The organism is Actinospica durhamensis (assembly GCF_018139695.1).
GTDB classification, from domain to species: Bacteria; Actinomycetota; Actinomycetes; order Streptomycetales; family Catenulisporaceae; genus Actinospica; species Actinospica durhamensis.
On record NZ_JAGSOG010000794.1, the window covers coordinates 1 to 421 of the forward strand.

Genomic DNA, 421 nt, shown 5'->3' on the forward strand with positions numbered 1-421 from the left:
GGACGTCCAGTACGTCCTGCTCGATCTCCTCCACCTGCGGGCAGTGGGAGGCGTACTCCACGGGCAGCCGGCGAGCCTGGACATCCAGCTCCTCGGCACGTGCCTCCAGCTCCGCCAGTGCCTCCGGGGCGCCGGCGACGACGACCGACGAGGGACCGTTGACCGTGGCGATCGAGAACTCGGGCCCGATGAACCGGCGGGCCTCCCTGACCGGCAGCGCCAACGATGTCATACCGCCGCGTCCGGCCAGGGCGCGCAGCGTCCTGGCGCGCAGGGCCACCACGCGCGCGCCGTCCTCCAGGGACAGGGCGCCCGCCACCACGGCGGCCGCGACCTCGCCCTGGGAGTGGCCGAGCACCGCGTCGGGGACGACGCCCAGCGACTGCCACGTCGCGGCGAGCGACACCATCACCGCCCACAG

Annotated in this window: 1 protein-coding gene; it reads right to left on the reverse strand. The window is 74.3% G+C overall.

Translation table 11 applies throughout. The annotated features are described in order from the left end of the window. Positions 1 to 421, reverse strand: a 421-nt coding sequence (locus KDL01_RS42260) for an acyltransferase domain-containing protein (protein ID WP_212534315.1), incomplete at both ends; no start/stop codon positions are given.